Genomic DNA, 17,207 nt, shown 5'->3' with positions numbered 1-17,207 from the left:
GTGCGTCTTACAGCAAGCTTACTCCGAAGCTGCCGAAGCGGCTTCAGCCTTCGCTGCCTTCTTGTGCGACGACTTCTTGTGCGACTTCTTGTGTGCCGACTTGTGAGCAGCCGAAGCAGCAGCAGCCGGAGCAGCCGAAGCAGCTTCCGGAGCCGAAGCTTGTGCGAATGCAGCCGATGCGAAGAGGCCAGCGACCAGAGCAGCGATCAGTTTGTTCATGTTGTGAATCCTCAAGCTTGAGTTAATTAACCAAATGACCCGGTTTTTGGAGTCAGGTCGGTAAACGTGCCATCCACCTTTCGGTTGACAGTCGCTTTCGACAAATTCGCGTGAATTTGATTTCTGCTTCTGCCAGCGGTCAGGACCGTGCATTGCTGCGAGGACCCGGAAGGCTGAATGCCGGACAGCTTCTGGCGGCATCTGCGTCGAATAACGCACGGTCTCGCGAGACGGTTGACGCAAACTTGCTATTTGCTTCGTAACGAGACGCAACAGAAAGGTGGGGGACGTGTCGCGTGATTCGAAAAAAATCGGTCAGAAAGTGAAAAGTGCTTGCGCAACAATCACTTGTGTTTACGAGACACGTTTTCCCAGGGCGCATTGGTGGGCACGTCGATGCTTTCGCCGGGCGCGAGACCAAGCGAAAAAATATCGAGAGCACCAATCGCGACGCGTACGAGCCGCAACGTTGGATAGCCGACTGCCGCGGTCATGCGTCGCACCTGCCTGTTCTTGCCTTCGCTGATCGCAATCTCCACCCACGTGGTGGGTATTGACGCGCGATAACGAATCGGCGGATTGCGCGGCCACAAATGCTCTGGCGTAGCAATGATTCTTGTTCGACACGGTTGTGTCACGAAGTCGCCGAGATCGACGCCGCGCTCGAGCGCGGCAAGCGCAGCCGCGTCGGGCTCGCCTTCCACTTGCGCCCAATAGCGCTTCACGAGTTTGCGTTTCGGTTCGGCAATGCGCGCCTGCAATGCGCCGTCGTCGGTGAGGAGCAGGAGACCTTCGCTATCGGAGTCGAGCCGGCCTGCCGGATAGACGCCCGGCACCTTCACCCAGTCCGCGAGTGAGTGGCGTGTTTCGTGCGGCGAAAACTGACAGATCGTGCCGAACGGTTTATTGAGGGCGATCAAACGCATGACGGAGGCGACGGGTACGGATGGAGGACTGGTTAGCGCCGAGATCTTAATGCATATTGCGCATCGCCGATTTTTATCTCTTATATAAGACATAAGACATGGGCTCGCCTTGCGCTGGCGTCCGTGTGAAGTGTGCGGCACGCTGGCGCGAGGCGTGGGCTAGAATAGCCGCCAGACCCTCACGCCGACGGGCCGCTCGCGCCGCGTGGCAAGCCGCTCGTGAAGCCGCTTGCTCCGCTCGGTTGCGCGCAGTGCGCCGCGTGTTCCTGGACAGTCTTGCTGCGAATATTGACCGCGTGTCGAGCGCGCCGGTCGTCGAGAAGCCGCATCGGCGAGATACCTCTCTTGCCGGGCGAAACGGCTTCGCCGCCGCCGCGAGGCGCCGAGCGCTGCGTCAAACCCGCTACAACAGCCTTGCCCTTACTGGAGTCGATCATGCCGTATCAGCACATCCTGGTTCCGACCGGCGGTGAAAAGATCACCGTCAATCCGGACTTCTCGCTCAACGTCTCGGATCAGCCAATCATTCCGTACATCGAAGGCGATGGCACGGGCGTGGACATCACGCCGGTCATGCTGAAGGTGGTCGACGCAGCGGTTGAAAAGGCCTACGGCGGCAAGCGCAAGATTCACTGGATGGAAATTTACGCGGGCGAGAAAGCGACGCGGGTGTACGGTCCCGACGTGTGGCTGCCCGAAGAAACGCTCGAAGTGGTGAAGGATTACGTGGTGTCGATCAAGGGGCCGCTCACGACGCCTGTGGGCGGCGGCATCCGGTCGCTGAACGTCGCGCTGCGTCAGCAACTCGATTTGTACGTGTGCCTTCGCCCGGTGCAGTACTTCAAGGGCGTGCCTTCGCCGGTGCGCGCGCCGGAGAAGGTCAACATGGTCATCTTCCGCGAGAACTCGGAGGATATTTATGCGGGCATCGAATGGCCCGCCGAATCCGAAGGCGCGAAGAAGCTCATCAAGTTCCTGCGCGAAGAGATGGGCGTGGCGAAGATCCGCTTTCCGGACAGCTCGGGCGTGGGCGTGAAGCCGGTGTCGCGCGAGGGCACGGAGCGTCTCGTGCGCAAGGCGATCCAGTATGCGATCGACAACGAGCGCCGTTCCGTTACGCTCGTGCACAAGGGCAACATCATGAAGTTCACCGAAGGCGCGTTCCGCGACTACGGTTATGCGCTCGCGCAGAAGGAGTTCGCGGCGGAACTGATCGATGGCGGCCCGTGGATGAAGATCAAGAATCCGAAGACGGGTGGCGATATCGTGATCAAGGACGTGATCGCCGATGCCTTCCTCCAGCAGATCCTGCTGCGCCCGGCCGAATACGACGTGATCGCCACGCTGAACCTGAATGGCGACTACATTTCCGACGCGCTGGCGGCGCAAGTGGGCGGCATCGGTATCGCACCGGGTGCGAATCTTTCGGACTCCGTGGCGATGTTCGAAGCCACTCACGGTACGGCGCCGAAATATGCGGGCAAGGACTACGTGAATCCGGGCTCCGAAATTCTCTCGGCGGAAATGATGCTGCGCCATCTCGGCTGGGTTGAAGCGGCGAATCTCATCATTGCGTCGATGGAGAAGTCGATTCTGCAGAAGCGCGTGACTTACGACTTCGCACGACTGATGGAAGGGGCGACCCAAGTGTCGTGCTCGGGCTTCGGGCAGGTGATGATCGAGAATATGTAAGAGAATTTGCTAGATTCAAGCAGGGCGGAATGCAAAAACCCCGGCGGACCTCTGGTTCGCCCGGGGTTTTTCTATTTGCGCCTCATTCCGTGATCTTCGTAATTTTCTGCCCTTGCACGCCGAGCCCGGCCATCAGCCCGGTCTGGCCGAAGACGAACGCATACACATCCGAACGCACCGTGGTGGTCGAAAAGTCTTTGGCCATGCCCGTATCGGCGAGCACGACGCTCGGGCCCGCGCCGACCGACCAGCCGTCGCTGCTATCGAGATATTGCTTCGCGCCAGGCGTCATGAGAAACATCGCCTCCGAGAAGTTTTGCGCTCCGGCCTGCAATCCATAGGAGAGGGCGCTGACGTTGTAATAGCCGAGCACTCTGCCATCCTTCGAAAACAGCACACCATCGCCGCCCGCGCCGCCAACCAGGAAGCCTGCTTTAAGAATTCCCGGGAAAATAAGAATACCGAATGAATTGTCGGCCAACGACTTCGCGTGCGGTGTGCTGGCATACAGGCTGTTCATGGCCTGGCGTGCATCGTGAACGAGTTGCGTGCGCGAGTCAGCGCGACTTGATGAACTTGCCGAGGTCATGGGGTTAGGCATGGAGCAAGCCGCGACGAGCAGCGTGGCGAGAACAGCGGCAATGCGCAGGATTTTTCGTGACATGGTGGATCTTCCCAGTGTTATCTGTGCGGCACCGGCCCGCGTCGTGCGTGCTTGCGGGCAGGGCTTGAGCGATCCTGGCGGCCTTTCATGCCGTTGTCTTTGTCCTGGACACGGTGCGCGGCACGCCGTCGCGTGCGTCGCGATGTCTGCTGTGCGATATGATGATGCGTATCAACCTGGTCAGTCCTCCGCCCAAGTCGCATGCGTTTTTTGTGTCGCCTCTTTCTTGCTTGCCTGTTCGCGCTCTTCGCCGTGCGCGGCGCGACGGCTTGCGAGCATTCACAGCGAATCGGGCAGGCGGCGCACAGCATGGCGGTGGCCGCCGATCATTGCGGCACGGCGAAATCCGGCGACATGCCGAACACGAGCGGCCACGGCTCGCACGGCGCGTGCGGCACGAGTTGCTCTGTCGTGGGCTGCGGCGTGCATTGCGGCGCGCCGCCCGTTGCGTTGGCATTGGGTATGCAAGCGCCCGATGGCTCCGCGCTCAATGTTCTTCCCGCCCCGCTGCGTGCCGGGATTACCCACGCTCCTCCATTACCTCCACCGATCGTCTGAGTCGTTCGAAGTGCTTCGCATGCGCGAAGCGAACGGCCGCACGCGCGGCGTGCCTGCTATTGCGCGCCACGTGCTCTGGCATGAACGAGGTATGAGGAATTCATCGATGAAACGACGAGCATTTATTTCCGGCGCGTTGAGCGCCGCCACCGCGACCCTGTTCGCGCGCCGCGCATTCGCGCTAGGTGCGGACGATGGCATGCACGCGATGCACGGCATGTCGGATATGCCATCGATGTCGGGCGCCATGATGCAGGCGCAAACGCCGCTAGCCGCTGCCGATGCGTTGCCCGCCGGCGCGCCGCTTGCCGCGCTGCGCACGCTTGCCAATCAGAGCCGCGAGCCGGGCCAGTTTCGCGCGACGCTGATCGCGCAGCCGGCTGCACGCGCGCTGCTGCCCGGAAAACCGCAAACGGTCTTCTGGCAATACGACGCGCTCGGCGCGGGAGCCGCGACGGAAAACGACGGGCCCGTCATCGGTCCGTTGATCGACGTGCGCGAGGGCGATACCGTCGAAATCACTTTCGTGAACCGGCTGCCGCAGCCTTCGACAATCCACTGGCACGGCCTGCCTGTGCCGCCCGATCAGGACGGCAATCCGTCGAAACCCGTCGCGCCGGGCGAGCAGCACGTCTATCGCTTCACGCTGCCGCAGGGCAGTGCAGGCACCTACTGGTATCACCCGCATCCCCACATGCTGAGTTCGGAGCAGGTGTTCCGCGGGCTGGCGGGCCCGTTTATCGTGCGCGCCGCGGACGATCCGCTCGCAGCGTCGTGGCCTGAGCGGCGTCTGTTCGTTTCCGACCTGAAGCTCGCGGCAGACGGCACGATTCCCGCGAACGGCATGATGGACTGGATGAACGGCCGCGAAGGCCAGTACGTGCTCGTGAATGGGGCGCGCGAGCCGCACATCGAGGTCGTGCGCGACGAGCGCTGGCGCGTCTGGAATGGCTGTAACGCGCGCTATCTGCAACTCGCCTTCGATGACGGCCGCGCTTTCGCGCAGGTGGGCACGGACGGCGGGCTGCTGGGCGCGCCGCGCGAGGGCGTCACCGCGCTTTTGCTGGCACCGGGCGAGCGCGCGGAGCTGATCGTGCGCGTGGGGCAGGGCGCCTCGCGTGCGTCGCTGATCGCCGCGCAATACGATCGCCACAAGATGGCGATGACACACGGCAGTTTGCCTGCGGGGCCATCGCTGATCCTGGCGAACGTTGGTTTCGCACCGGCAGGCGCAACCGCGCAACCGGCGTTGCCGGATCGCCTGCGCAAGCTTGCGCCGCTCGTTTCATCAGGTCCGCTAACGATTCCGAAAAAAAGCGTGGTGTTCAGCGAAGCCATGGACATGAAAGCGATGCACGCACCGGGTGCGTCCGCGCAGGCGATGCCGCGCGGCATGCAGTTCATGGTGAACGGGGCGGTCTTCGATCCGGCGCGTGTGACGTTGGCGAGCCGGCGCGGCGAAGTCGAGCACTGGGCGATCGCAAACGGCACGGACATGGATCATCCGTTTCATCTGCACGGGACGCAATTTCAGGTGATGGCGCGCGAGCGTGGCGGCGTGCGCAAGGAAGAGGAACTGCTGGCGTGGCGCGACACGGTGAACGTGCGGCCGGGCGAAACGGTGCACATCGCAACCGTCCAGCACGAGGCGGGCGACCGCATGTTTCATTGCCACATCCTCGAGCACGAGGATCTCGGCATGATGGGCACGTTACGCGTGAGCTAACACTCAAACGTTAAAAAACGATGACGCCAAAAAGAAACCCGGCCGAAGCCGGGTTTCCAAGGTACGGGTACCGAACAGATCAGGCGGCTGCCTGAATGTTCGATGCCTGTTTACCCTTCGGGCCTTGCACGACCTCGAAGCTCACCTTCTGACCTTCTTTGAGGGTCTTGAAGCCATTCATTTGAATAGCCGAAAAGTGAGCGAACAGGTCCTCGCCGCCTTCATCCGGCGTGATGAACCCGAAACCCTTCGCGTCGTTGAACCACTTGACCGTACCGGTTGCCATACCAACTTCCCCTGTAACTCATGTCACTACCACGAGCAGTTCGAAAAGCTAAACGATCGCGGTGCGATCGCCCCCTCCTCACAAGCTCACCAACGGCATTTTTTCGAATTTAAGGCGGTTGAAAAAAGTGCCAGCTTGATTGTTGAGGGTCTTTATTCTGCTGTCAAGAATATTTTGAGACGCTGTTTGACGCGTTGTAAAGAGCGCATTTCCAGGGTTTTTCCTGCTTTTCGCCGACGCTCGGCACCGGTGCACAACGCAGGGTGAATGAGCGATCTTGAAAAAGCACGCAAGCGACGCATATGCGATGCACCGCACCATGGAATCTGACACTGAGCGTGCGGGCGCCTACAGTCGCTTCCCACGACAACGTCAAGGTTGTGCGATACTCGATTCAACGGTGGCGTGAAAGCTGCTCAGTGCAGGATTGTGTACCGGCCCCGCAGCCGGTCCAAGGGATCGGGGCCGGGCCAGGGTGCGTGAATTGCTTGCAGCGGGTCGCAGGTCGGGAGCGCCGGGTTCACCGGCCGGCCGGTCAGGTTACGGCAGGATTGCGGGCCTGTCCGAGTTGTTTAGAATGGGTGTATGGCGATTATCCCGGACAAGCAGGATTCAACCGTACTGGAGCGGCAGGAGCAAAAGGTCAAACCGCCCTCCATGTACAAGGTCGTGCTAATGAATGACGACTACACGCCGATGGAATTCGTCGTGATGGTCGTGCAGGAATATTTCAATAAGGACCGCGAGACCGCAACGCAGATCATGTTGAAGGTGCATCGCGAGGGCAGGGGCGTTTGTGGGGTCTATACGCGAGACATCGCGTCGACCAAAGTTGAGCAAGTCGTTACCCATGCACGGCAGGCCGGGCATCCGCTGCAGTGTGTGATGGAGGAAGCATGATTGCCCAGGAACTGGAAGTCAGCCTGCACATGGCGTTCATGGAAGCACGTCAGGCACGGCACGAGTTCATAACGGTCGAGCATCTGCTGCTGGCGCTGTTGGACAACCCAACAGCGGCGGAAGTGTTGCGTGCGTGTGCCGCCAATATCGAAGACCTGCGACAGAACCTGCGCAACTTCATTCACGACAATACGCCTACGGTTCCCGGCACGGATGACGTCGATACGCAGCCGACGCTCGGGTTCCAGCGCGTGATCCAGCGCGCGATCATGCACGTCCAGTCCACTTCCAACGGCAAGAAGGAAGTGACGGGCGCGAACGTGCTGGTCGCCATCTTCGGCGAGAAGGACTCGCACGCGGTGTACTACCTGCAGCAGCAGGGCGTCACGCGTCTGGACGTCGTGAATTTCATTTCGCACGGTATTGCGAAGACGGGCAGTGGCGAAGCCGCCAAGGCCAGCGACGCGAACGCCGAAGCCGAAGACGCCGCCGGCCAGAAGGAAACCCCGCTCGCCCAGTTCACGCAGAACCTGAACCAGATGGCGAAGGACGGCCGGATCGATCCGCTCATCGGTCGCGAACTGGAAGTGGAGCGCGTGGTGCAGGTGCTGTGCCGCCGCCGCAAGAACAATCCGCTGCTCGTGGGCGAGGCCGGTGTCGGCAAGACCGCGATCGCCGAAGGGCTCGCCTGGCGCATTACGCGCGGCGAAGTGCCGGACATTCTTGCAGACGCTCAGGTCTACTCGCTCGATATGGGTGCACTGCTTGCGGGCACGAAATATCGCGGCGACTTCGAGCAGCGCCTCAAAACGGTGCTCAAGGAACTGAAAGAGCGTCCGCACGCCATTCTGTTCATCGACGAAATTCATACGCTGATCGGTGCAGGCGCCGCGTCGGGTGGCACGCTCGATGCGTCGAACCTGCTCAAGCCGGCGCTCTCGTCGGGCACGCTCAAGTGCATTGGTGCGACGACGTTCACGGAATACCGCGGCATCTTCGAGAAAGACGCGGCGCTGTCGCGGCGCTTCCAGAAGGTCGACGTGGTCGAGCCGACCGTCGAGCAGACCGTGGCGATCCTGCGCGGCCTGAAGTCGCGCTTCGAAGAGCACCACGGCGTGAAGTATTCGTCGGGCGCGCTGAACGCGGCCGCTGAACTGTCGGCACGCTTCATCACCGACCGTCACTTGCCCGACAAGGCAATCGACGTGATCGACGAAGCGGGCGCGGCCCAGCGCATCCTGCCGAAGTCGAAGCAGAAGAAGACCATCGGCAAGAGCGAGATCGAAGAGATCATCTCGAAGATCGCGCGCGTGCCGGCGCAAAGCGTCTCGCAGGACGATCGCAGCAAGCTGCAAACGCTCGACCGCGACCTCAAGGCTGTGGTGTTCGGCCAGGACCCGGCTATCGACGCGCTTTCGGCTTCGATCAAGATGGCGCGCGCAGGTCTCGGCAAGACGGACAAGCCAATCGGCTCGTTCCTGTTCTCGGGCCCGACGGGCGTCGGCAAGACCGAAGTGGCGCGGCAGCTCGCGTTCACGCTCGGTATCGAGCTGATCCGCTTCGACATGTCCGAGTACATGGAGCGCCATGCGGTGAGCCGTTTGATCGGCGCGCCGCCGGGCTACGTCGGGTTCGACCAGGGCGGTCTGCTCACCGAAGCCGTCACGAAGAAGCCGCACTGCGTGCTGCTGCTCGACGAAATCGAGAAGGCGCACCCGGACATCTTCAACGTGCTGCTGCAGGTGATGGACCATGGCACGCTGACCGACAACAACGGCCGCAAGGCGGACTTCCGCAACGTCATCATCATCATGACGACGAACGCGGGCGCCGAGGCGATGAACAAGTCGACGATCGGCTTCACGACCCGGCGCGAGCAGGGCGACGAGCTGGCCGATATCAAGCGCCTGTTCACGCCGGAGTTCCGCAACCGGCTCGATCAGACGATCAGCTTCCGTGCGCTCGATGAGGAAATCATCATGCGCGTGGTCGACAAGTTCCTCATGCAACTGGAAGACCAGCTGCACGAGAAGAAGGTCGACGCGGTCTTCACCGACGCGCTGCGCAAGCATCTGGCAAAGCATGGCTTCGACCCGCTCATGGGCGCGCGGCCGATGCAGCGCCTGATCCAGGACACGATCCGCCGTGCGCTCGCCGACGAACTGCTGTTCGGCAAGCTCATGAACGGCGGCCGCGTGACCGTGGACGTCGATGCGGACGACAAGGTCCAGCTCACGTTCGACGAGCAGCCGGCGCCGCGCAATCCGGAAGCCGTGGAAGTGGAGTAAGCGGCGGCGCGAAAGCGCGCACACAGCCTTCAGGCAAGACGGCGCAGTCCGAGAGGACTGCGCCGTTTTTCTTTTGGGCTGGCGGTGCCGGCGTTGCACCGTGACGCGCAGGTGGCCGAGCCGTCAGCCGGTAAAATACGCGTTTGTCCCGCCGTCGGCGTTTTCTTGATGCGCAGCGCTTCAGTAGCGTCTCGCGCGAAGCAGGGGTGTAACAGTGGTACCACGTAAATCGGGCGCGTTCGAAGCCATCGTCGAGCGCGAACAAGGGCTGCGCCAGGGCTTGTCAGCCGGGCAGATGACGATGATCGCCATCGGCGGCGCAGTCGGCACCGGGCTCTTTCTCGGCAGCGGCTTTGCGATCTCTTTCGCCGGGCCGGGCGTGCTGATTTCCTACGCGATCGGCGCGCTGATCGCCTTGCTGTTGATGGGCGCACTGGCCGAAATGACCGTTGTGCATCCCGTGTCGGGCTCGTTCGGCGCGTATGCCGAACACTACATCGGGCCGCTCGCCGGCTTCGTCGTGCGCTATGCGTACTGGTCGGCGTATGTGCTGGCTGTCGGCACCGAGGTTGCAGCAATCGCCATCTACATGAAGTTCTGGTTTCCCCACGTGCCGGGGCTCTACTGGATCATCGGATTCTCAGCAGCGCTGATCGTTGTGAATGCAATGAGTGTGCGCGCTTACGGCACCATCGAATACCTGTTTTCGAGCCTGAAGATTGCAGCCATCGTTGCGTTCATCGTGCTGGGCGCCTGGTTCGTCTGGCGGGCACCAGCCGGCTCGGGCGTGGGCTTCGCGAACTACACGCAGCACGGCGGCTTGCTGCCGCGAGGATGGTGGGGCGTGTGGGTGGGGACGATCATCTCGCTCTTCAGCTACCTCGGGGTGGAGACGATCGCCGTGGCGGCTGCCGAGGCGCAGGACCCGCAGCGCGCCGTCACGCGTGCGTTTCGCGCGACCGTGCTGCGGCTCGTGCTGTTCTATCTGCTCACGCTCGCGCTCATGCTCGCCATCGTGCCGTGGACTCAGGCGGGCGGCAACGAGAGCCCGTTCGTGAAGGTGATGGCCGCGACCGGCGTGCCTTATGCAGCGGGCGCGATCAACTTCATCGTGCTCGTGGCGGCGCTCTCCGCCATGAACAGCCAGCTTTACATCACCACGCGCATGATGTTCAGCCTTTCGCGCGCGGGCTATGCGCCCGCGGCGTTCGGGAGGCTCACACGCCACGGCGTGCCGACCGCTGCGCTGTCGCTGTCCACCATCGGCATCGCGGTGGCGGCTGTGCTCAACGCACTCTGGCCGCAGGCGGCGTTCACGCTGATGATGTCGATCGCCATGTTCGGCGCGATGTTCACGTGGTTCATGATCTTCGTCACGCAGATCTTTTTCCGCGTGCGCCAGCCGCGTGAAGGCGGTGCGCCGCTCGCGTTCCGCATGTGGGGTTTCCCGTTCACGAGCGTGCTGGGCGCGCTGTTGATGCTCGGCATTCTGGCTGGTACGGCCTTTACGCGCGAATTCCGCATGACGCTGGTCTACGGCCTCGCGTTTCTCGCGGTGCTCGTGGTGGTCTATGCGCTCTGGTATCGCCGGCGTCCGGGCGCCGCGCAGCGAACCGAAGCCTCCGCCTAAACGCAAAAAAGCACGCCAAGGCGTGCTTTTTTGTTGCCGGCGCAACCGCTGCGGTCAGTGCTTGCCCGTGCTGCCGAAGCCGCCCGCACCACGCTCGCTCGCCTCGAAGTCGTCGACGATGTTGAACTGCGCCTGCACGACCGGCACGATCACGAGCTGCGCGAGGCGCTCCAGCGGGTTGAGCGTGAACGTGGTGTGGCCGCGGTTCCAGGTCGAAATCATCAGTTCGCCCTGGTAGTCCGAGTCGATCAGGCCGACCAGGTTGCCGAGCACGATGCCGTGCTTGTGACCAAGGCCCGAGCGCGGCAGGATCAGTGCCGCGTAGCCGGGGTCGGCCACGTGGATGGCGAGACCCGTCGGCACGAGCTTCGTTTCGCCCGGTTCGAGCGTGATCGGCGCGTCGAGGCACGCGCGCAGGTCGAGGCCGGCGCTGCCCGGCGTGGCGTAGTGGGGCAGCTGGTCGCGCATGCGCTCGTTCAGGATCTTGATGTCGATTTTCATGAAGTCAGGGTGATGGGGCGGTGGTGGTTGGCTCAGGCGCGAGGCAGCTGGAACGCCTCGGCGAGCAGTTCATAAGAGCGCAGACGAGCCTTGTAGCTGCCCGCAACGGTCAGCACGATCAGTTCGTCGGCGCGAAAGTTGTCCTTGATCGCAAGAAGGCGCTCCGTGACGCTCTCCGGCGTGCCTATCACGCTGCGCGGCTTCTCACGGTCGATCACGATCTGCTCGCGCTCGCCGTATTCCTGCGCGCGCCCTTGCTCGAGGCTCGGAATTGGCGCGTTCAGCCCGTAGGCCATCTGCACGCGGCGCAGATCGACGGCCTTTTCGAGGTCGGCGGCTTCGGCTTCGGTGTCGGCGCAGATCGCGAACACGGCGCACGCGAGGTACGGCTTCGCCTCATGGCCCGGCTTGAAGCGGTCGAGATACGCCTCTGCCACGAGGTGCCCGAAGTGCGCGTTGATGAAGTGCGCGAATGAGAAGCGCAACCCGAGCTGCGCGGCGAGAATGCCGCCGAAGTCGCTCGACCCGAGCACCCAGAGCTGCGGGCGCGTGTCAATTTGCGGCTGAAGCACCACGCCGTGCGCGAGGTGGTCGGCTGGGAGGTTGCCGTCCATCAGGCCGACGAGATCCTGCACTTGCTGCGTGAACTGGTCGCCGCGATTGTAGGCGCCCGCAGCCACGGCCTGCGCGGTGCGCATGTCGCCGCCCGGCGCGCGACCGACGCCGAGATCGACGCGCCCCGGAAAGAGCGCCTCGAGCATCATGAACTGCTCGGCGACCTTGAACGGGCTGTAATAGGGCAGCATGATCCCGCCCGAGCCGATGCGGATGCGCTTCGTCACGCTGCCAAGGCGCGCGAGCATGACTTCGGGGCTGGGGTTGCACACGCCCAGCAGGCCGTGGTGTTCGGCGCACCAGTAGCGCGTGTAGCCGAGGTCGTCGGCAAGCTGCGCGAGTTCGATGGTGGCGGCGATGGCATCCGCCGCGCTGTGCCCGGCGATGACGGGCGACTGGTCGAGTACGGAAAGCAGTGTCATGGCAGTACTGCTCCTTGCCTGTGTTCGCGGCGCCGCGCGCCGGCACACGGGTGCGCCGGCGCGTGCGTCACGAGATGATGCTCTGGTCGGGCAGACGCCGCGCGATCTCGGCGACGAGCGTCTGCGCGAGCGCCTGCTTGGCCGCGCGCGGCAGCGGCGTGCGGCCGGCCGCCTCGAACAGCACGACTTCATTGTCGTCCTGGCCGAAGGTGAGCGGGCCGAGATTGCCGATCAGGAGCGGCACTTTCTTGCGTGCGCGTTTTTCTTCGCCGTGCACGTCGAGATTGCCGCTTTCGGCGGCGAAGCCCACGCAGTACGGCGGATTCGGCAGGGCCGCGACCGAGGCGAGGATGTCCGGGTTCTCGACGAACGTGAACGTCGGCATGCGGTGCTCGGCCGTTTTCTTGATCTTGTGCTCGGCGACATGGTCGACGCGCCAGTCGGCCACAGCCGCCACGCCGATGAAGACATCGGCACCGGTTGCGGCGCGCATGACCGCGTCGTACATCTGCTGGGCGGTCTGGACGTCTTCGCGATACACGCCCCACGGCGTTTGCAGCGCGACCGGGCCCGCGACCAGATGCACCTCGGCGCCCGCCTGCTGCGCGGCGCGCGCGAGCGCGAAGCCCATTTTGCCGCTCGAACGGTTGGTGATGCCGCGCACGGGATCGAGCGGCTCGAAGGTCGGGCCGGCGGTGATCAGGAGCTTGCGGCCCGCGAGCACCTTCGGCGCGAAGAAGGAGACGATCGCCTCGTACACGGCTTCGGGTTCGAGCATGCGCCCGTCGCCGATCTCGCCGCACGCCTGCGGGCCGGAATCTGGGCCGAGCGTTTCGATGCCGTCCGCGCGCAGCTGTGCGACGTTGCGCTGCGTGGCCGGGTTTTGCCACATCTGGCGGTTCATCGCGGGCACGACGAGCAGCGGGCAGTCGCGTGCGACGCACAGCGTGGAGAGCAGGTCGTCGGCGAAACCGTGCGCGAGTTTGGCGAGAAAATCGGTCGAGGCAGGCGCGATGACGATGGCGTCGGCTTCGCGCGAGAGGTCGATGTGCGCCATGTTGTTCGGCACGCGCGCATCCCACTGGCTCGTGTAGACGGGGCGGCCCGAGAGCGCCTGCATCGTGACCGGCGTGATGAACTGCGTGGCCGCCTCGGTCATCACGACCTGCACGGTCGCGCCTGCCTTGGTCAGGAGGCGCGTGAGCTCGGCGATCTTGTAGCAGGCAATGCCGCCCGTCATGCCGAGCACGAGGTGGCGGCCAGCCAGTTCGCCTGGGTTTGCAGCGGACGTGTTCAAGTCACAGCTCCTTTAACCGTGCAGCGGGCACGCTCAGCGCGCGCCGCGCACGCGCCGCAGTTCGTCGAACACCAGCAGCGCCGCGCCGATGCAGATCGCGCTGTCGGCCAGGTTGAACGCCGGCCAGTGCCAGCCGCCCACGTGGAAGTCGAGAAAGTCGATCACGTGGCCGTAGAGCAGGCGGTCGATCACGTTGCCGAGCGCGCCGCCCATGATGAGCGCGAGCGCGGTGCAGAAGAGCTTCTGCGTGGCGTGGCGCTTGAGCAGATAGCAGATCACGAGCGCCGCCACCACGCCGAGCGCCGTGAACGCCCAGCGCTGCCAGCCGCCCGCCGCCGACAGGAAGCTGAACGCCGCGCCCTTGTTGTAGACCAGCACGAGGTTGAAGAACGGCGTGATCACGCGGCCTTCGCCGTAGCTGAACACCTTGTTGATGGCGATTTTCGTGAGCTGGTCGGCGAGGATCACGATGACCGCGATGCCCAGCCACGGCGCGAGCGTGCCGCTTGCGCCGTTCGACCGGGTTTGCTTCGGCAGCGTTTTTGCCATTATGCCGCGCTCCGTTTTTCACCGTCGCCGAACAGATTCACGACGCAGCGGCCGCACAGGCCCGGATGCTCCGCGTTCGCGCCGACGTCCTCGCGGTAGTGCCAGCAGCGCTCGCACTTGAGGTACTTCGAGGTGACCACTTCGACGCCTTCCTCCGCTTCGCTTTCCACCTTCACGACTTCCGCCGCCGAGGTGATGAGCACGAACTTGAGGTCGTCGCCGAGCGAGGTGAGGGCGTCGTAACGCGCGCCGCTTGCGAGAATGCGCACTTCGGCTTGCAGCGACGAGCCGATCTGGTTCGCCACACGCGCCTCTTCGAGCGCCTTCGTCACGTTGCCGCGCACTTCGCGCAGCAGCGTCCACTTGGCGATCAGCTCCGGCGCGCCTTCGACGTCCGGGAAGGCGTGGAAGGTTTCGGTGAAGATGGTTTCGCTTTGCGGCTGGAACACTTTCCACGCTTCTTCGGCCGTGAACGAAAGGAACGGCGCGAGGATGCGCAACAGGCTATGCGTGATGTGGTGCAGCGCCGTTTGCGCGCCGCGGCGGGCCTTCGAGTCCGCTGCGCTCGTGTAGAGGCGGTCCTTCAGCACGTCGAGATAGAAGCCGCCCAGGTCTTCCGAGCAGAACGTCTGCAGCTTGGCCACGACCGGGTGGAACTCGTAGCGGTCGTAGTGCGAGAGCACGTCGTTTTGCAGCGTATGCGTGAGCGCGACGGCGTAGCGGTCGATCTCGAGCCATTCGCTGGCGGGCAGCGCGTGCTTCTCGAAGTCGAAGTCCGACAGGTTCGAGAGCAGGAAGCGCAGCGTGTTGCGGATACGGCGATAACCTTCCGTCACGCGCTTCAGGATCTCTTCCGAGATGGCCAGCTCGCCCGAATAGTCGGTCGAGGCGATCCACAAACGGATGATTTCCGCGCCCAGTCGGTTCGCCACTTCATGCGGGTCGACGCCGTTGCCGAGCGACTTCGACATCTTGCGGCCTTCGCCGTCCACGGTGAAGCCGTGCGTGAGCAGCGCGTTGTAGGGCGGACGGCCGTCGAGCATCGAAGCCGTGAGCAGCGACGAGTGGAACCAGCCGCGGTGCTGGTCCGAGCCTTCCAGGTACAGGTCGGCCGGGAACTGCAGCTCGTCCTTGTGCGAGCCGCGCAGCACGTGCCAGTGCGTCGTGCCCGAGTCGAACCACACGTCGAGCGTGTCGCGGTTCTTCTCGTACAGGTTGGCGTCGTCGCCGATCAGTTCGCGCGGGTCGAGCGTTTGCCACGCTTCGATGCCCGCCTTTTCCACGCGCTGCGCGACCTGTTCGAGCAGCTCCAGCGTGCGCGGATGCAGCTCGCCGGTTTCCTTGTGCACGAAGAACGCCATCGGCACGCCCCATTGGCGCTGGCGCGAGAGCGTCCAGTCCGGGCGGTTGGCGATCATCGAATACAGGCGCTGCTTGCCCCACGAGGGGTAGAACGCCGTCGCCTCGATGCCTTCGAGCGCGGTTTCACGCAGCGTCTTGCCGCCGTCCTTGGGCGTGACGTCCATGCCCGCGAACCACTGCGACGTGGCGCGGTAGATGATGGGCGTCTTGTGGCGCCAGCAGTGCATGTAGCTGTGCAGGTACTTTTCGCTGCGCAGGAGCGTGCCGGCGGCGTCGAGCGCGTCGACGATCTTCGGGTTCGCCGCCCAGATCGAGAGGCCGCCGAAGAGCGGCAGCGATTCGATATAGCGGCCATCGCCCATCACCGGGCTGATGATGTCCGAGTCGGCCATGTTGTGCGCCTTGCACGACACGAAGTCTTCCACGCCATAGGCGGGCGCCGAGTGCACGATGCCCGTGCCGGTGTCGGTCGTCACATAGTCGCCGAGATAGATCGGCGAGGTGCGCTTGTAGCCCGGGTGCGCCGAGGCGAGCGGGTGGTTGAAGCGCAGCAGCGAGAGCTTTTCGCCCTTCGTCGTGGCGACGATCTTGCCCTCGAGGCCGAATTCCTTCATGCACGCTTCCACGCGCTCGACCGCGAGGATCAGCAGGCCGCGTTGCGTGTCGACGAGCGCGTAGTCGATTTCCGGATGCACGTTCAGCGCCTGGTTCGACGGGATCGTCCAGGGCGTGGTGGTCCAGATCACGATGCCGCCTTCTTCGCGCGGCAGGGCGGGCAGGCCGAACGCGGCCGCCGTTTCAGCCGGCTGCGCGAACGTGAACAGCACGTCGATGGTCGGGTCGGTCTTGTCCTTGTACTCGACTTCCGCTTCGGCAAGCGCCGAGCCACAGTCGAAGCACCAGTTCACGGGCTTCAGGCCCCGGAACACGTAGCCCTTCTCGATGATCTTCGCGAGTGCGCGGATCTCGCCAGCCTCGTTCGCGAAGTTCATGGTCTTGTACGGGTTGTTCCAGTCGCCGAGCACGCCCAGGCGCTTGAAGCCCTTCTTCTGCGTCTCGATCTGGCCGGCCGCGTATTCGCGCGCCTTCTGCATCACTTCCTGGGCGGGCAGCGACTTGCCGAACTGCTTTTCGATCTGGATTTCGATCGGCATGCCGTGGCAGTCCCAGCCCGGCACATAGACCGCGTCGAAGCCCGCGAGATTGCGCGCCTTGACGATCATGTCCTTGAGGATCTTGTTCACCGCGTGGCCGAGGTGGATGTCGCCGTTCGCGTACGGGGGACCGTCGTGCAGGATGAACTTCTTGCGGCCCTTCGAGGCCGCGCGGATCTTCTCGTAGACCTGGTTCTCCTCCCACTCCTTGACCCATTGCGGCTCGCGCTTGGGCAGATCGCCGCGCATCGGGAACGGAGTGTCGAGCAGATTGACGGGGTACTTCGATTCGGACTTCTGCGGCTTGCCGGAGGATGCTTTTTTGTCGCTCATGGTGAGATCACGTGGAATTCGGGGGATGCATGGCGTCAGCGTTGCGGCCGATGCCGCGCAACCGTCGCCTCGGGCGCTGCATGCC

Annotated in this window: 16 protein-coding genes; 5 read left to right on the top strand and 11 right to left on the bottom strand. The window is 63.6% G+C overall.

Translation table 11 applies throughout. The features are described 5' to 3' along the window. Nucleotides 1-18: 18 nt before the first annotated feature. The 3 genes from U5A58_RS21385 to U5A58_RS21375 form a co-directional block, all read right to left on the bottom strand. Nucleotides 19-219: a hypothetical protein gene (locus tag U5A58_RS21385; RefSeq protein ID WP_321913977.1), complete on the bottom strand. Its 201-nt coding sequence runs from the start codon at nt 217-219 to the stop codon at nt 19-21. 344 nt (nt 220-563) lie between these two features. Then, nucleotides 564-1,145: a pseudouridine synthase gene (locus U5A58_RS21380; RefSeq protein ID WP_321962933.1), complete on the bottom strand. Its 582-nt coding sequence runs from the start codon at nt 1,143-1,145 to the stop codon at nt 564-566. A 179-nt stretch (nt 1,146-1,324) separates the two neighbouring features. Further along, a complete protein-coding gene (locus U5A58_RS21375; RefSeq protein ID WP_321962932.1) occupies nt 1,325-1,582 on the bottom strand; it encodes a hypothetical protein in 258 nt (85 codons plus the stop codon). Here U5A58_RS21375 and icd point away from each other — a divergent pair. Next, a complete protein-coding gene (gene icd, locus U5A58_RS21370) occupies nt 1,581-2,837 on the top strand; it encodes an NADP-dependent isocitrate dehydrogenase (protein ID WP_321913974.1) in 1,257 nt (418 codons plus the stop codon). The two genes, U5A58_RS21375 and icd, sit on opposite strands and share 2 nt — an antisense overlap. A gap of 82 nt (nt 2,838-2,919) precedes the next feature. Here the strand turns inward: icd and U5A58_RS21365 are convergent, their stop codons facing one another. Both U5A58_RS21365 and U5A58_RS21360 read right to left on the bottom strand, forming a co-directional pair. Further along, nucleotides 2,920-3,357 (bottom strand): YSC84-related protein, encoded by a 438-nt coding sequence (locus U5A58_RS21365; protein WP_321962931.1) that lies wholly within the window; start codon nt 3,355-3,357, stop codon nt 2,920-2,922. Between the two features lie 470 nt (nt 3,358-3,827). After that, nucleotides 3,828-3,992, bottom strand: a complete 165-nt coding sequence (locus U5A58_RS21360; RefSeq protein WP_321962930.1) for a hypothetical protein — start codon at nt 3,990-3,992, stop codon at nt 3,828-3,830. Nucleotides 3,993-4,165: 173 nt separating this feature from the next. Between U5A58_RS21360 and U5A58_RS21355 the strand changes: the two genes are divergently transcribed. Further along, nucleotides 4,166-5,785, top strand: coding sequence for a multicopper oxidase family protein (locus U5A58_RS21355; RefSeq protein ID WP_321962929.1), 1,620 nt, complete (start codon nt 4,166-4,168; stop codon nt 5,783-5,785). Between the two features lie 79 nt (nt 5,786-5,864). On the opposite strand, the gene cspD is transcribed toward U5A58_RS21355, so the two are convergent. Next, complete coding sequence (cspD, locus tag U5A58_RS21350) at nt 5,865-6,071, bottom strand: cold shock domain-containing protein CspD (RefSeq protein WP_017776809.1); 207 nt, start codon at nt 6,069-6,071, stop codon at nt 5,865-5,867. Between the two features lie 585 nt (nt 6,072-6,656). Here cspD and clpS point away from each other — a divergent pair. The 3 genes from clpS to U5A58_RS21335 all read left to right on the top strand — a co-directional run bounded on the left by clpS (nt 6,657) and on the right by U5A58_RS21335 (nt 10,889). Then, nucleotides 6,657-6,971 (top strand): ATP-dependent Clp protease adapter ClpS, encoded by a 315-nt coding sequence (gene clpS, locus U5A58_RS21345; protein WP_028213389.1) that lies wholly within the window; start codon nt 6,657-6,659, stop codon nt 6,969-6,971. Continuing rightward, the gene (gene clpA, locus U5A58_RS21340) at nt 6,968-9,259 is read left to right on the top strand and encodes an ATP-dependent Clp protease ATP-binding subunit ClpA (RefSeq protein ID WP_321913971.1); all 2,292 of its coding nucleotides are present in this window, start codon (nt 6,968-6,970) and stop codon (nt 9,257-9,259) included. The genes clpS and clpA overlap by 4 nt, the downstream gene beginning before the upstream one ends. Nucleotides 9,260-9,473: 214 nt before the next feature. After that, entirely contained in the window at nt 9,474-10,889 is a 1,416-nt protein-coding gene (locus U5A58_RS21335; RefSeq protein WP_321962928.1) for an amino acid permease, read from the top strand. A 54-nt stretch (nt 10,890-10,943) separates the two neighbouring features. Here the strand turns inward: U5A58_RS21335 and dut are convergent, their stop codons facing one another. From dut to ileS, 5 genes are all read right to left on the bottom strand, one after another. Beyond that, the gene (gene dut / locus U5A58_RS21330) at nt 10,944-11,390 is read right to left on the bottom strand and encodes a dUTP diphosphatase (protein WP_028205273.1); all 447 of its coding nucleotides are present in this window, start codon (nt 11,388-11,390) and stop codon (nt 10,944-10,946) included. A 32-nt stretch (nt 11,391-11,422) separates the two neighbouring features. Continuing rightward, on the bottom strand, nt 11,423-12,427 hold the full coding sequence (locus tag U5A58_RS21325; protein ID WP_321913969.1) for an LLM class flavin-dependent oxidoreductase: 1,005 nt from the start codon (nt 12,425-12,427) through the stop codon (nt 11,423-11,425). Nucleotides 12,428-12,494: 67 nt separating this feature from the next. Further along, complete coding sequence (coaBC, locus tag U5A58_RS21320) at nt 12,495-13,724, bottom strand: bifunctional phosphopantothenoylcysteine decarboxylase/phosphopantothenate--cysteine ligase CoaBC (RefSeq protein ID WP_321962927.1); 1,230 nt, start codon at nt 13,722-13,724, stop codon at nt 12,495-12,497. Between the two features lie 33 nt (nt 13,725-13,757). Then, entirely contained in the window at nt 13,758-14,273 is a 516-nt protein-coding gene (gene lspA, locus U5A58_RS21315; RefSeq protein WP_321913967.1) for a signal peptidase II, read from the bottom strand. Next, entirely contained in the window at nt 14,273-17,122 is a 2,850-nt protein-coding gene (ileS, locus tag U5A58_RS21310) for an isoleucine--tRNA ligase (RefSeq protein WP_321962926.1), read from the bottom strand. The genes lspA and ileS overlap by 1 nt, the downstream gene beginning before the upstream one ends. Between the last annotated feature and the right edge of the window lie 85 nt (nt 17,123-17,207).

The sequence above is a fragment of the Paraburkholderia sp. J7 genome (genome assembly GCF_905220155.1).
In the GTDB taxonomy this organism is placed as follows: Bacteria; Pseudomonadota; Gammaproteobacteria; order Burkholderiales; family Burkholderiaceae; genus Paraburkholderia.
The sequence above is the reverse complement of the archived record's forward strand: the minus strand, read 5'-3'. Positions and strand labels throughout refer to the sequence as shown.